The sequence below is a fragment of the Blautia sp. AM29-29 genome (genome assembly GCF_003480555.1).
GTDB lineage: Bacteria > Bacillota > Clostridia > Lachnospirales > Lachnospiraceae > Fusicatenibacter > Fusicatenibacter saccharivorans.
On the sequence record NZ_QUJD01000009.1, the window covers coordinates 87,294 to 101,827 of the forward strand.

The 14,534-nt window shown below is 46.3% G+C and carries 11 protein-coding genes and 1 tRNA gene; 11 read left to right on the top strand and 1 reads right to left on the bottom strand.

All coding sequences use genetic code 11. The features are described 5' to 3' along the window. Nucleotides 1–151 precede the first annotated feature (151 nt). From pepF to DW769_RS08380, 5 genes are all read left to right on the top strand, one after another. A complete protein-coding gene (pepF, locus tag DW769_RS08360; protein ID WP_226906295.1) occupies nucleotides 152–1,960 on the top strand; it encodes an oligoendopeptidase F in 1,809 nt (602 codons plus the stop codon). A 339-nt stretch (nucleotides 1,961–2,299) separates the two neighbouring features. Further along, a complete protein-coding gene (locus DW769_RS08365) occupies nucleotides 2,300–3,064 on the top strand; it encodes a nitroreductase family protein (RefSeq protein WP_022462268.1) in 765 nt (254 codons plus the stop codon). A gap of 2 nt (nucleotides 3,065–3,066) precedes the next feature. Beyond that, nucleotides 3,067–3,192 (top strand): hypothetical protein, encoded by a 126-nt coding sequence (locus DW769_RS17040; RefSeq protein ID WP_264466072.1) that lies wholly within the window; start codon nucleotides 3,067–3,069, stop codon nucleotides 3,190–3,192. 442 nt (nucleotides 3,193–3,634) lie between these two features. After that, nucleotides 3,635–3,706, top strand: a tRNA-Gly gene (locus DW769_RS08370). Between the two features lie 520 nt (nucleotides 3,707–4,226). Continuing rightward, nucleotides 4,227–4,754: a flavin reductase family protein gene (locus tag DW769_RS08380; RefSeq protein ID WP_118750241.1), complete on the top strand. Its 528-nt coding sequence runs from the start codon at nucleotides 4,227–4,229 to the stop codon at nucleotides 4,752–4,754. Nucleotides 4,755–5,047: 293 nt separating this feature from the next. Here DW769_RS08380 and DW769_RS08390 read toward each other — a convergent pair whose 3' ends face one another. Continuing rightward, nucleotides 5,048–6,232, bottom strand: a complete 1,185-nt coding sequence (locus DW769_RS08390; protein WP_055227985.1) for an MFS transporter — start codon at nucleotides 6,230–6,232, stop codon at nucleotides 5,048–5,050. Between the two features lie 305 nt (nucleotides 6,233–6,537). Here DW769_RS08390 and DW769_RS08395 point away from each other — a divergent pair, with 305 nt between their 5' ends. From DW769_RS08395 to DW769_RS08420, 6 genes are all read left to right on the top strand, one after another. Next, nucleotides 6,538–7,413, top strand: coding sequence for a LysR family transcriptional regulator (locus tag DW769_RS08395; protein WP_117813786.1), 876 nt, complete (start codon nucleotides 6,538–6,540; stop codon nucleotides 7,411–7,413). Nucleotides 7,414–7,620: 207 nt separating this feature from the next. Further along, on the top strand, nucleotides 7,621–9,033 hold the full coding sequence (locus tag DW769_RS08400) for an amidophosphoribosyltransferase (protein ID WP_117813789.1): 1,413 nt from the start codon (nucleotides 7,621–7,623) through the stop codon (nucleotides 9,031–9,033). Nucleotides 9,034–9,128: 95 nt separating this feature from the next. After that, nucleotides 9,129–10,688: a response regulator transcription factor gene (locus DW769_RS08405; RefSeq protein WP_118750242.1), complete on the top strand. Its 1,560-nt coding sequence runs from the start codon at nucleotides 9,129–9,131 to the stop codon at nucleotides 10,686–10,688. Nucleotides 10,689–10,943: 255 nt separating this feature from the next. Then, the gene (locus DW769_RS08410) at nucleotides 10,944–11,828 is read left to right on the top strand and encodes an ABC transporter permease (protein ID WP_243105438.1); all 885 of its coding nucleotides are present in this window, start codon (nucleotides 10,944–10,946) and stop codon (nucleotides 11,826–11,828) included. A gap of 38 nt (nucleotides 11,829–11,866) precedes the next feature. After that, on the top strand, nucleotides 11,867–12,778 hold the full coding sequence (locus DW769_RS08415) for a carbohydrate ABC transporter permease (RefSeq protein ID WP_118666577.1): 912 nt from the start codon (nucleotides 11,867–11,869) through the stop codon (nucleotides 12,776–12,778). A 54-nt stretch (nucleotides 12,779–12,832) separates the two neighbouring features. Further along, nucleotides 12,833–14,503, top strand: a complete 1,671-nt coding sequence (locus tag DW769_RS08420) for an extracellular solute-binding protein (protein ID WP_158579811.1) — start codon at nucleotides 12,833–12,835, stop codon at nucleotides 14,501–14,503. The last annotated feature ends 31 nt before the right edge of the window (nucleotides 14,504–14,534 follow it).

A 14,534-nucleotide genomic window follows, 5' to 3' on the forward strand; every position in this document is an offset into this window, starting at 1 on the left:
CAATCGGTTTATGGATTTGTCAAGAAAATTAAGAAAAAATTTTAGATTTAGAGGTTAAATTGTGGTAAACTAAACGTAAGTGCGGCACATTAGTATTAGAAGAAAAACCGCAGAAATAGTTCCGTCTAAAAAGATGGATGAAGGGAGAAATATGGCAGAAATTAAACTGAAAAAAAGAGAAGAGATGGATCCGGCGTACTGCTGGGATCTTTCGAGTTTGTTTGGTAGTGATGAAGAATTTGAGAAAACAGAGCAGGAGCTTGCGAAGAAAATAGAAGCGTTCCGCGCAAAACAGGGAACAATGAAAGAGAGTGCAGAAGCGCTGTATGACGTTCTTTCCGGTCTGGATGACATCAGCCGTGTCTTTTCCAGCCTGTATGTCTATGCAAGCCAGAAATATCACCAGGATATGGGAAATCAGAAGTATCAGGGCTATGCCGGAAAGATGGACAGCATGATGGCTGTTCTTGCGGATGCCTCTTCTTTCGTAGAGCCGGAGATCCTGGAGCTTGACGAGGAGACGGTTACAGAATTTGAAAAAGCATATGAGCCGCTCCGTCTGTACGATCGCATATTAAAAGAAAACTTCCGCAAGAAAGAGCACATTCTCTCGCCGGAGATGGAGGCGGTTCTTGCAAAAGCCGGAGAGATGGCATCCAGCCCGGATCAGATTTTCTCGGCATTTTCGAACGCAGACCTCAGATTCCAGCCGGTCACGGATGAAGAGGAAAATCAGGTTCCACTGAGCCACGGCACCTTCGTCGGATTTTTACAGTCGAAGGACCGCCGGGTCAGAAAAGAAGCGTTTGAGAAGTATTATGCGGAGTATGAAAAACACAAAAACATGCTCGCCGCAACGTTCGGTGCCAATCTGAAACAGGCCGCATTCTTTGCAGATGTAAGAAAATATCCATCTGCACTGGCTGCATCGCTGGATGGCGGAAATATCCCGGTTTCGGTTTACGACAAGCTGCTCGAGGCGATTCATGCAAAAATGCCGGCGATGTACCGCTACGTGGCACTGCGTAAAAAGCTGCTCGGTGTGGATGAACTTCATATGTATGATGTTTACGTTTCTCTGACGAAAGAGTACGAGCAGAAATATACGTATGAGCAGGCGATCGAGATCGTGAAGAAAGCGCTTGCCGTGCTCGGGGATGATTATGTGGCACTGCTGGACAAGGGCTTTTCGGAGCGCTGGGTGGATGTTTATGAGAACGAAGGAAAAAAGAGCGGTGCTTACTCCTGGGGTTCTTACGATTCCCATCCGTATGTGCTGATGAGCTTTAACGGAAATATCGATTCGGTCTTCACACTGGCGCATGAGATGGGCCATTCGCTGCATTCCTGGTATTCGAACCATACGCAGCCGTTTACGTATGCGGAGTACCGCCTCTTTGTCGCTGAGGTGGCATCAACCTGCAACGAGGCACTGCTGATCCGCTATCTGCTGAAGCATGCGAAAGAAAAAGAGGAGAAGATTTTCCTGCTGAATTATTTCCTGGATCAGTTTAAGGGAACGGTGTTCCGCCAGACGATGTTTGCGGAGTTTGAGAAGCGGATTCATGAGAAGATGGCAGAGGAAGGCACGCTGACGGCGGACGGTATTTCGGAGCTGTATCTGTCGATCAACAAGGAGTATTTCGGACCGGATATGATTTCGGATCCGCAGATCGCGCTGGAATGGGCGAGAATTCCGCATTTTTATACACCGTTCTATGTATATCAGTATGCAACGGGATTTTCGGCGGCGATTGCGATCAGCAGCAAGATCCTGGCAGGGGAGCCGGGTATCGTGGAGAAGTACAAACAGTTCTTAAGCGGCGGCTGCTCGATGGATCCGATTGACCTTTTGAAGATCTGCGGCGTCGATATGACGAAGCCGGAGCCGGTGGAAGAGGCGCTGGATGTGTTTGCTTCTTATGTGGAGGAGCTGGAGAAGCTGACCGCGGAAGCGTAAGCACAGGTTTTAAAGTTGCATAAATTTGATGGGAAATATGTGTGAAAAATATACAAAATTTGGCGCGTTTTTCCCTTGAAAAAGTTTTTGGATATGTTACAATATTATTACAGAGTAAAAATGGATGAGCTGGAAATTGAAAAATATTTGCGATTAAGAGGGAGAATTTCCGTATTTCTGTCGAATGCGGAAGATTAAACGTAAATTTTTCGGAATGCGGCTTTGCTCCTGTAAAAATGGGGAGCGGGCCGCGGCCGGCTATGAAAGAAATATTACTGTTCATTCAGCAGTGAACTGTAACAAAAACAGACGGATAGCAGATGAAGTAAGGGTGAGAGTATGAATTTATATGAGGCTATTTTTGTTAGAAAATCAGTAAGGAATTATTGTTTTGATACGCTTCCGCCGCAGACTTTGGATAAGATTTGGGAGCATTATAAGGAGATGCCGGCACTGTTTTCGGGCATCGGTGTGGATATGGCGATTCTGGACAACAGAAAAGGGCAGGAGAGAATGCTCAGTATGTTCAGTGTGAAGGCGCCGTATTATATGGCTTTTTATTCGGAGGAGTCAGAACGATATCTGATGAACGTGGGTTATATTATGGAACAGATGGTGCTGTATCTGTGCAGTATCGGACTGGGAACCTGCTTTATCGGAAGTAATCGTGTGAAAAAGGCGGAGCTTGAGAAGAACGGAAAGCGGCTGGTGGGGATCGTCGCTTTTGGTAAGAGTCATGGTTCGCATACGAGACGGCAAAGTGAAGCAAAGAGACTGCCGCTGGAGGATCTTTGTGTGTTCAAAGAGGTGCCGCGGCAGTGGATGACGCAGATGCTGGAAGCGGCGAGACTGTCGCCATCCAGTATGAACAGCCAGCCGTGGAGATTTGTGGTGTATGATAACAGGATTCATATTTTCTCGAAGAAGCACAGTGTGGAGAAGCTTCGGAAGTGGGATGAGGTGAATTTCGGGATTATGTTTGCAAATATGATGGTGGCAGCAGAGGAGCTGTGGCTGGATGTTGACCTGATCAGACTCGGGGATATTTCGCAGAAAAACTTCTCAAATAATCAGTATGTGCTGAGCGCGATTCTGAAGGCGTAGAGGTGAATACGGACGACCTCGTGCGGCTTCGTACCTGCGGTGCAGCGGGCGAGAAAAAGAGGGCGGAACTTGTGGCGCGGAAGGGGCCCGGAAAAATGGGAATCAACGCAATTCGTCAGGAAACCTGATGGTTTCCCGACTCAGTGCGTTTTGACCTCTGGTGTTGTGCACCAGAGGTCATCCCATTTTTCCGGGCCCCTTCTGCGCTCACAGTTCTTGCCCTCTTTTTCTATGCCCGCTGCACCGCAGGTACGAAGCCACGCGAGGTCTGACGGTGGGGACGGGGGTAAAGCGTCTGGATCCGCCAGGAGGCGGATCGGCGTGAGCATGTGGGGTTGGGAGGACGGATGGAAAGGAGTCTGGATTCGTCAGGAGGGTGGTTCGGTGTGAATTTGTGGGGGGAAGACAGCTGTGCGGGGGTCTGATGGAGAGCGAAAATTGAGGGAATCGTAGATACTTTTGATTTTTTTTGAAAAAAATTGAAAATAGGTATTGACAAATGAGGGGAGTTCCTGTATAGTATCATTTGTAAGGTGCAGCGAGCACTTAGCAAGATAAAAATTAATAAATGCGCGAGTGGCTCAGGGGTGGAGTACAACCTTGCCAAGGTTGGGGTCGCGGGTTCGAATCCCGTCTCGCGCTCTGCTGGAAACCGGAATGTGTAAGCATTCCGGTTTTTGCGTTGTGGAAAAATAGATGAAAAAGAAATCTTATTTTTAAAACTTAAGAATATTGCATTTTAAATTTTCATATGCTATAATGCCGATAGGCAATGAAATGAATGGCTTGCAAAGTCAACAAAAGCCCCACGAGCTGCAACTCGTGGGGCTTTCTGTGCCTTTTGGGCAAGGCGGCTTAAACCTTAGGCTGGCTGCCAGTTATTTCTTACCGTCCAGCCATTTGCAGATATAGTAGGCTACTATACTTGCCATAACGGAAAGAAAAAATGAAATGAATAGTTCTTGCACTGTCAACCCTCCCTTCTCTGCCTGTCTGGGAGTGGCAACGTTCATTAGTATAACATACAATTCTTATTTCTAAAATAAAAAAATTCCCTGTTTTTATAAAAATTCAAGGCTTCGAAAAAAAGTTCTTGCCCGGTAGTTACTACCGTACGGTATGCTAAGGATAACAAAGCAAATCAGCGAAAGGGGAATGTAGTATGAACATTACGATGGAGAATTTTAAAACCGCAAAGTATGATGTGTTTTCTATTTTTGATGACCGCTGGGGTTTGTGTACTGCGGGTACGCCAAGGGAGTATAATACGATGACGATCGGATGGGGTACGATGGGGACGATCTGGGGACCGCCAAAGAAAGGAAAGCAGATCATTACCGTATTTATCCGGGAAAGCCGCCGGACGCATCAGATTCTGCAGAAGGAAGACGAGTTTACGGTCTGCTTTTTTTCAGAGAAATATCGGAAGGATCTTGGAATCCTGGGATCAAAATCGGGAAATGATGTGCCGGATAAGATCAGTCTGACCAGTCTGACACCGAAGATGCTGGGAAATGCGGTTGGATTTGAAGAGGCAGAGCTGACCTTTGTCTGCAAAAAAATCTATGCGGTCAGAATGGAGAAAGAAGATCTGCCGGAATTTACGCGCGATACTTTATATAAAGATGGCGATCTCCATTATCTGTATATGGGCGAGATTGAAGATGTCTTTGGCATGATTGAGGAATGAAACAGGAAAATTGGCGTGATGTATCAGTATTTCTTATCACAATCTTGTATATACTGCACCGGGCAGAAAGGCATCAGACTGCGTGAAATGCGGAAAATGTGAGAAAGTATGTCTGCAGCACCTGCAGATCAGAAACCTGCTGGAGGATTTGGTGAAAGAGTTTGAAGCGGAGCGTGCTTGAAAAAATTTCCGAAATTTACAAAAAGTACATCTGATCAGGGAGTAACCTGATCAGATGTACCAGTATACCAGAGTTTGATCCAAGGGGACCATTCTGCTGCAGAATAATTGGATTAATAGTTGGCTTTATAAGAATTTCTCTTTTCCGCCGTTACGCGGTGCATCCGCTCTGCCATTACAACCATCAGAATCAAAATGGCCATCAGGAATACCGGATACAGTCCGAAGGAAATATGCTGGCCGAGAACACCGAAAACCGGCGGCATCAGGCAGGTTCCGACGTAAGCAAAGGCCATCTGGATGCCGATGATTCCCTGGCTTAAGTCAGCACCGAAGTTTGCCGGTGTCTCGTGAATGATGGAAGGATAAATCGGCGCACAGCCAAGTCCGATCAGGATCAGGCCGATAAAAAGAAGGGAATCGCCAAACGGCAGCAGCATCAGAACCGCACCAACGGCGATGAAAAACTGTCCCAGACGAATCATATTCTGATCGTTCAGCTTCATGGTAACGAAACCGCAGATAAAACGTCCGATGGTAATACCAATGTAAAACAGGCTGGCCCAGCTTGCGGCACGCTGTGCATCAATACCGCGGAACAGCGTACAATAACTTGCAGCCCACATGCCAGCAGTAGATTCCACTGCACAGTAACAGAAAAAGCAGATCAGCACCTCTTTGACACCAGGAACACGGATCAGACTGGAAAAACTCCGCTCCGCCGGAACAGAGGTATCCTCTTCGGCAGCTCCGGCAGGTTTCTGCCAAAGAGGAAGGCTTAAGAACAAAACCAATGTCAGCACAATCTGGAAAATGGAAATGATGAGATATCCTTTGTTCCAGTTCAGGTGACTGATTGCCCAGCTCATCACAACAGGGCCGGTACTGCAGCCAACACCCCACATGCAGTGCAGCCAGCTCATATGGCGCGCCTTATAATGAAGCGCAACGTAGTTATTCAAAGCGGCATCGACGCTTCCGGCGCCGAGACCGTAGGGAATTCCCCAGAGGCACAGGGCCCAGAAAGAATGGCTGATGGAAAAACCAAACAGTGCCACAGCGGTTGTCAGAACACTGACAGCGGTGACCTTTCCGGTGCCAAACCGTGTGTTCAGCCGGTCACTGTTCAGACTGGAAACAATTGTTCCGGCAGAGATAATCATGGAAATGATACCGGCTGCGGAAACGGAAGTTCCAAGTTCCTGGTACATGACCGGCCACGCAGAGCCAAGCAGAGAATCCGGCAGTCCAAGACTGATGAATGCCAGATAAATGACAGGCAGCAAAAGTGAAACCATAGTAAAACCCTCCTGATACAAAAAATTATCATAGGAAATCAGAGAAAAATGCGCGTGTTTCTGATTTCTGTGGATAGCAAACAGGTACAGAAAATTTGCGTTAAGTTTAACGCAGAACCTCTGTACGCAACAATTTCAAAGTATCATACTTGAAAAAAAGAATCAATACTTTCTTTTCAGAAAACAAAAAAAGCGATATAGTAGAAGAAAGAAAATTCTTTCTGAAAAACAGGAAGGAAAAGAAATAAAGAGCAAAATAAAACAAAGGCCAGAAATAAAATGAGAGAAAAACGAGAGGGAGACATATGGAAACAAGAGTACTTCGCTATTTTCTTGCCGTAGCACGGGAAGAAAACATCAGCCGTGCGGCAGAGATGCTGCATATTACGCAGCCAACCTTAAGCCGTCAGCTGTCCCAGATGGAAGAAGAACTGGGAGTGATCCTGTTTGAAAGGGGAACAAGGAGAATCCGGCTGACGGATGCGGGAATCCTGCTGCGCCGCAGGGCAGAAGAAATTATCGGGCTGATTGATAAGACAGAAAAAGAACTGGCAGAGCAGGAAGCACTGATCGACGGACATGTGACAATCGGATGCGGAGAGACAAGGTCTGTGAATGTTCTGGCAGATCTGATCGAAACCTTCAGCCAAAAATATCCGAACGTGACGTTTGATCTGGTGACGGGAACAGCAGATGTATTGAAAGAGCAGATGGATCGTGGTCTGATGGATGTTGCACTGCTTCTGGAGCCGGTTGATGTGGGAAAATATGAGTTTGTGCGTCTGAAAGAAGGAGAGCGGCAGCAGGTGCTGATGCGCCCGGATGATCCGCTGGCACAAAAAGAAGTCGTACATCCGGAAGATTTAAAAGATCTTCCGTTGATCCTGCCAAGAAGACAGGATGTGCAAAATGAGATTACCAACTGGTTCGGAGCATATTATCAGAAGCTGAATGTTCGATTTACCTGTAATATGCCGACGAATGGAGCAAAAATGGTTCGGAAGGGACTCGGGTATCTCATTACGGTGCAGGGAGTCTCCGAACTATGGAAGGAAGACGAGATTGTCGGACGATTCTTAGATCCGCCGATCATCTGCCGCAGTGTTTTTACCTGGAAAAGAGAACAGCCATTCAGCCTTGCCGCAACGAAGTTTATCGACCATATCCGGGAAAATTTGTGAAAACAGCCAGAAAATGATTTATTAACGTGAGTTATTTTCGTGAGCTAATTTATTAGAAAAACTTTACAATCCGGGAAAAATCGTGTTACACTATAACAGAAAAGAAAGTATGTGCAAATCGAAACGGTGTAAAAGGACCATGGCCCGAATTACCGATACGTTTCGCATCACAAGGGAGAAAAAATACAAAAGAGAGGTAAACGACAAATGGGAGGCTTTTTTGGAGTTGCATCAAGAGAAGACTGTACGCTGGAACTGTTTTATGGAGTAGATTATCATTCTCATCTCGGTACAAGACGAGGAGGAATGGCGACCTATGGAGCAAATGGTTTCAGCCGTGCAATCCACAATATAGAAAATTCCCCGTTTCGTACAAAATTTGAGCGCGATGTAGCAGAGATGGAAGGCCATCTTGGTATCGGATGCATTTCCGACTATGAACCGCAGCCGCTCCTGATCCAGTCACATCTTGGAAGCTTTGCGATTACAACCGTTGGAAAGATTAACAACATGGACAAGCTCCTGGAGAATGTTTATGGAAACGGACGGACGCATTTCCAGGAAATGAGCACCGGACAGATCAATGCCACAGAGCTGGCAGCATCTCTGATCTGCAGCGAAAAAACGATTACGGAAGGTATTCGTCATCTGCAGGATGTGGTGGATGGCTCCATGACGCTGCTTTTAATGACGAAAGACGGAATTTACGCCGCCCGTGATAAAAAAGGCCGTACGCCACTTGTCATTGGTAAAAAAGAGGGCGCTTACTGTGCCTCCTTTGAAAATTTTGCTTACCTGAATCTTGGCTATACCGATTATCATGAACTGGGACCTGGAGAGATCGACTTTATCACACCGGAGAGCGTGGAGATGCTTGTTCCGCCGCAGGAGGAGATGAAAATCTGCTCTTTCCTGTGGGTTTACTACGGCTATCCGACAGCATCGTACGAGGGGATTAACGTCGAGGAGATGCGATATCACTGTGGTGCCATGCTTGCAAAACGTGATGCGGGAAGTGATGTTCACCCGGATCTCATTGCCGGTGTGCCGGATTCCGGTATCGCCCATGCGATTGGCTACGCCAATGAGTCTAAAATTCCATTTGCAAGACCGTTTATCAAATACACTCCGACCTGGCCGCGTTCCTTTATGCCGACCAATCAGGAGCAGAGAAACCTGATCGCACGCATGAAACTGATTCCGGTACAGGCACTGATCGATCAGAAAAAGCTGCTTTTGATTGATGATTCCATTGTGCGCGGTACACAGCTTCGGGAGACGACTGAGTTTCTGTATCAGAGCGGTGCAAAAGAAGTTCATGTCCGCCCGGCATGCCCGCCGCTGCTGTATGGATGCAAGTTCCTGAACTTTTCCCGTTCCAAATCCGAGCTTGATCTGATTACCAGACGGATCATCCTCGAAAAAGAAGGAGAAAATGCAGAAAAAACACTGGAGGAATATGCAGATCCGAAGAGCGACCGCTACGAATCCATGTGCCAGGAAATCTGCCGCCGTCAGAACTTTACCAGCCTCCGGTATCACCGCCTCGATGATCTGGTAGAATCCATTGGACTGCCGAAGTGCAAAATGTGTACCTATTGCTTTGACGGAAAAGAATAAAAAGGATATAATAGTTTTTAAGCAGGCCAACTGGCAGAATATTCTATGTAAGTGGAATCTGCCGGCTGGCCTTAAAAAATATTGGGGGCTTTTTTATGGCAATTACTATTCTGATCGTGGATGATGATAAGCTGCTGGTCGATAAGCTGGAAGAGACTGTGAACTGGAGTAAAATCGGAATCGATATGGTTTTTACGGCAAACAATATCCGCCAGGCGCAAAAACTGCTGGAAGAATATCCAATCGAAATGCTTTTGTGTGACATCGACATGCCACAGGGAAACGGGCTGGAACTGCTCGAATGGATCCGATATAAAAAACTGGATATCGAATGTGCCTTCCTGAGCAGTTATGCAAATTTTGCCTATGCACAGATGGCGCTGAAACTTTCATCCAGAGAGTATCTTCTGAAACCGATTTCCAATACAGATCTGGAAATCGCGCTTCTTCGTTTGGTCGAGATTGTAAAGGAAAAACAGCAGAAGACAAAAGCACAGGAAAATACAGAACAGAAAGAAAAGAAACTATGGGAAGATCTTCTGATCCAGTGTATGCAGGAAGAATACTGGATCGAGCAGGCAAAAAAGAAATATGACGATCCGGAAGAAAAATTCTGCCTGATCCAGCTGCGTGTTCTGGAGATTCCTTCGAAAGAATATTATAAAAAAGAAATCAGTCTGGAGAATTTTGTGATTGAGAATGTCACGACAGAATTTTTTGAAACAAGAGGGCGGCGTGTGGAAGCCATTGTCCATGCCAGTGATCTGGAGTGGGCGATTGTACTGCGGAACGTGATCCGAAATGCAGGGGATGAAGAAAAGCTGGAGGAATGGAGAAAGTGTCTTTCCGGTGCGGTTCCGGCAAGATTCTGTACCTATATGGGAAAACCCGTTACGCTGGAAGAGATTCCAAAAAGCCGGGATAAACTGGAAGAAATCGAAAAATACGCCGTGCCGGATGAGACAGGAATTTTGTACGAAGACCGCTGGTACTTTGTGGAACGTGAATATCAAAAGCCATCCTGGAAAACGTATCTTGCAGAAATGGAGCAGACGGACTCTGTGCAGCAGGTAAGGAAATCTCTGCAGGGCTATATTACACAGCGCCGGGCTGCGGGTGGAATGCGAAAAGATTTTACCGTTCGTTTTATCGGAGAACTGGTTCAGACGGTTTATGGCTATTTAAAAGACCGTGGAATCGCTTTTGAACAGATTTTTGAAAGAGAAGAATTCGAGCACAGAAGACGAGAAGCCTGTCTTTCTGTAGTTGGAAGCCGGGAATTTATCGAATATCTGTTTGCTGTACTGGAGGGACAGAAAAAGAGCGAAACACACAGCGACAATGTGGTGGATCAGCTGAAAACATATATTGAACAGAATCTGGGAGAAGATCTCTCACGGCCGGTGCTGGCAGGAAAAGTCTTTCTTTCGGAAGATTATGTTTCCAAACTTTTTATGAAAACGACGGGAATGTCGTTGCCAAATTATATCGCCGAGCGCAGAATTGAACGGGCAAAAGAATATTTGCGCACATCATCCCTGCCGATTAGCAAAATTGCGATGGAAGTCGGGTACGGAAATTTTTCCTATTTCAGTAAAACGTTCCGGGAGCTGGTTGGATGTACGCCAAATGAATACCGGAGCCGTCAGAAATAACAAAAAAATGGTGTCAATAACAAAAAAACGTGATAGATAACAAAAAACAGATTTTACTTAAAAAAAGACGTTGCGAAAACGTCTTTTTTTTAATATACAGACTGCCGGAAAATGTTAGAAAAATGAGGCGAGTTTTTGTATAATATGTTCATCGGTTGAGACGAGAAAAAGAAATCTAAAGGAAAGAAGGGATGATATGTGAGCGCCAACCATAGTAAAACCAAAAAGAAGAGTTCCATAGGATTTGTAGAGGGAGTGAGAAGAAGCAGGCCATTATATTTACTGATGCTTCCTTCCATTATCATTTTTGCACTGTTTACGTACTACCCGATGTACGGAATTGTGATTGCATTTAAAAACTTTACACCTGCGGATGGAATTATGGGAAGCAGCTGGGCTGGACTGAAATACTTCAAACAGTACTTTAACTCCTATCAGTTCGGTCTGACCATTAAAAACACAATTATCATCAGTCTTTACACCATCGCGGTAACATTCCCGCTCCCGGTTATCATGGGACTGCTGGTTAACCAGATGAAGGCACAGAAGTTTAAAAAATTCTTCCAGGTATCAACCTACCTGCCGCACTTTATCTCCACCGTTGTTATGGCCGGAATGCTGATCCTGTTCCTCTCCCCGAGTACAGGTATTATCGCAAAGCTGGTCGGACTGCTTGGATTCAAGCTCCCGAACCTGATGGGAAGTGCAAAAGCATTCCCACACATTTATGTATGGTCTGAGGCATGGCAGCATGTAGGATGGGACAGTATCCTCTATATCGCAACACTTTCCTCTGTAGACCCGACCCTGTATGAAGCGGCAACGATGGACGGCGCCAACAAATGGCATAAAATGATCCACATCGATGTTCCGGCTCTGCTGCCGACGGCAACCATCATGTTTATCATGAGAATGGGAAGCGTCATGAGCGTTGGATTTGAGAAGGTTTACCTGCTGCAGAATACACTGAACAGTACCTCAAGTGAGATCATTTCCACCTATGTGTATAAGATGGGTCTTGTGAGCAGCCAGTACAGCCTTTCCGCTGCAATTGGCCTGTTCAACAACATTATCAACCTGATTCTTCTTCTGGCAGTCAACTTTATTTCCAGTAAAATGAGTGATACCTCACTGATCTGACAGAATTTTGAGCCTACATAGGAATGGAGAGCAAAGATATGAGTAAAGCAAAAGCAGTATCAACAAATAAAGTAAAGAAATCCAGAGAAGACTGGATTTTCGATATCATCCTGTATACGATCGGCGTGCTTCTGATCATCATCACCCTGTATCCGATGTACTTCATCATCATTGCGTCGTTCAGTGATCCGGCAGCCGTATCCAACGGACAGATTATGTTCCTTCCGAAAGGAGTTAACTTCAAAGGATACAAACAGCTGGCGAGCTATGCAAAGCTGTGGACCGGCTACCGTAATACGATTGCTTACGTAATTATGGGAACGCTTGTGACACTCGTTGTCAATGTTCCGGCTTCCTACGCGCTTTCCAGAAAGCATTTGTATGGAAGAAGATTTTTCACAGCATTTTACCTGATCCCGATGTTCTTCACCGGCGGTCTGATCCCAACCTACCTGGCAGTACAGAGATTTCATCTGCTGGACACTTTCTGGGTTATGGTTGTTCCGTTCTCCGTTGTAACGTATTACATCATCGTAGGACGAACGTTCTTCAACAACAGTATCCCGGAGGATCTCTGGGAGGCGGCGCAGCTGGATGGATGTGGATACCTTGGATTCTTCTTCAAGATTGTGCTTCCGCTTTCCAAAGCCGTTATCGCTGTTATTGCCCTGTGGGCAGCAGTAGGACAGTGGAACTCCTACTTTAATGCATTGATTTATATCCGAAGCGAAAGTCTGCAGCCGCTGCAGATTGTCCTTCGAAGCATTCTGGTCGGCAATCAGACCATGAGTGCCATGAGTACCGGCGCTGCAGCCGTTGAGGCAAAGCAGATGGCCGATCTTATCAAATACGCGATCATCGTGGTTTCCTCCGCGCCGATCATGTGTATGTACCCGTTAGTGCAGAAATACTTCAATCAGGGTGTTATGCTCGGATCACTGAAAGGCTGATCCTGCGGATAGGAGAGAAGTATTGCAAATAAAAATCATAAAGGAGAGATGATGATGCGAAAGAAAACAAAAATGGCCTGGAGCGTTGCTCTTTCGGCCGCAATGGCAGCCGGACTGCTTGCAGGATGTGGAAGCAATGGAGGAACGGAAAGTACGAGTGGAAGCACTGCAGCAAGCTCTGCCAAGACAGAATCTTCTGCCAGTGACACGACAGATACCAGTGACCGCCCAACCTACAAAATTGCAACGGTAAGATGGACCGATACCTGGCCGACCGATTTCCTGCATGAAGGCGTCATGAAAGAAATCGAGGACAAGATGAATATCAACATCGACTGGCAGGTTTATTACAACAGTGACTGGTCCGAGCAGAAATCTCTGCTGCTGGCTTCCGGAGACCTCCCGGATGCATTCCTTGGCTCCATCTGCTTAACACAGGCAGATATGGCACAGAACAAATCGGCATTCCTGGATCTGACAGATCTGATCGAAAAAGATATGCCAAACCTGAAAGCAGCCTTTGAGGCTGATCCGGAACTGAAAGCAGTCTGCACCAGCCGTGACGGAAGAATCTACAGCTTACCGAAGAAGCTTCCGCTTCGTCCGAAGGTTTGCGGCGATGTTATGTGCATCAACCAGGAATGGCTGGATAACTTAGGACTGGAAACTCCGAAGACCTATAAAGAACTGGAAGAGGTTCTTGTTAAATTTGCGACAGAAGATGCTGACGGCGACGGCGATCCGACCAACGAGATCGGTATCACAAATGCGGCAAGCAGCGGACTGTTAAGTGGCGATCTGCGCCACATCCTTTCCCCGTTCGGAACCATGGTAAGCCGTGACGGAAACTACATGGGACTGAATGGCGAAGGAAAACCGGTCTTCATGCCGATGGAAGAAAATTACAAAGAAGCAGTAAAATGGATGCGTCAGTTATGGGAAGAGGGCGTTGTTGACCCAGAGTACTTCACACAGGATGGCTCTATGCAGACAGCAAAACAGCAGGCTGATGGCGGTTCTCAGGTAGGTCTTATCTTTGGATGGACTGCAGACGCCCAGGTTGGTCCGAACGTAAATCAGTTTAAGACTCTTGAGGCAGTAGAAGGCTACGATGGAAACCACTACGTAGAAGCAGCAACCAATTACCTTGATATCTCCGACCGTGAGCTCATGATCTCCAAAGACTGTAAAGATCCTGACACCCTGCTGAAATGGGCGGATGAATTTTACACCGATCTTGCATCGTTACAGACCTTCTATGGTACGATCGGAAGCCAGATCACAGACAATGGCGACGGAACCTACAATGTAGATGTGCCAAGCGATGGATCTTCTCTGGATACTTCCGCATGGTCCAACTCCTTACGTGACTTCGGACCAAAATACATGAACGAGGATTTCTATGACAAAGTTTCTCTTCCGGAGGATCAGGGCGACGGTGTCAAACTGGCCGATGATGCGATCAATGAGAAATACGTTGATACTGAGAAAAACTGTGGATTCCCGATGGTTCAGTATACCGACGAAGACCTTTCCAGAATCACGGCAATCGGAACCGATATCTATAAATATGTAGAAGCACAGTATGCGCACTGGGTAGTAGACGGCGGCATTGATGATGAGTGGGATTCCTACATCGATCAGCTGAAAGCTATGGGCATTGACGAGTTCCTTCAGATTCAGACAGATGCTTACAATGCATACAAAGAAAATCTGGCAAAATAAACAGAAAAAAATATTACCTGTAAGAAGCAGG

Excerpts from the sequence above, each read along its gene's own strand:
- DW769_RS08390 (WP_055227985.1), bottom strand. The coding sequence starts at position 6,232 with ATGGTTTCACTTTTGCTGCCTGTCATTTATCTGGCATTCATCAGTCTT.
- DW769_RS08420 (WP_158579811.1), top strand. The coding sequence starts at position 12,833 with ATGCGAAAGAAAACAAAAATGGCCTGGAGCGTTGCTCTTTCGGCCGCA.
- DW769_RS08380 (WP_118750241.1), top strand. The coding sequence starts at position 4,227 with ATGAACATTACGATGGAGAATTTTAAAACCGCAAAGTATGATGTGTTT.
- DW769_RS08405 (WP_118750242.1), top strand. The coding sequence starts at position 9,129 with ATGGCAATTACTATTCTGATCGTGGATGATGATAAGCTGCTGGTCGAT.
- pepF (WP_226906295.1), top strand. The coding sequence starts at position 152 with ATGGCAGAAATTAAACTGAAAAAAAGAGAAGAGATGGATCCGGCGTAC.
- DW769_RS08400 (WP_117813789.1), top strand. The coding sequence starts at position 7,621 with ATGGGAGGCTTTTTTGGAGTTGCATCAAGAGAAGACTGTACGCTGGAA.
- DW769_RS08415 (WP_118666577.1), top strand. The coding sequence starts at position 11,867 with ATGAGTAAAGCAAAAGCAGTATCAACAAATAAAGTAAAGAAATCCAGA.
- DW769_RS08365 (WP_022462268.1), top strand. The coding sequence starts at position 2,300 with ATGAATTTATATGAGGCTATTTTTGTTAGAAAATCAGTAAGGAATTAT.
- DW769_RS08395 (WP_117813786.1), top strand. The coding sequence starts at position 6,538 with ATGGAAACAAGAGTACTTCGCTATTTTCTTGCCGTAGCACGGGAAGAA.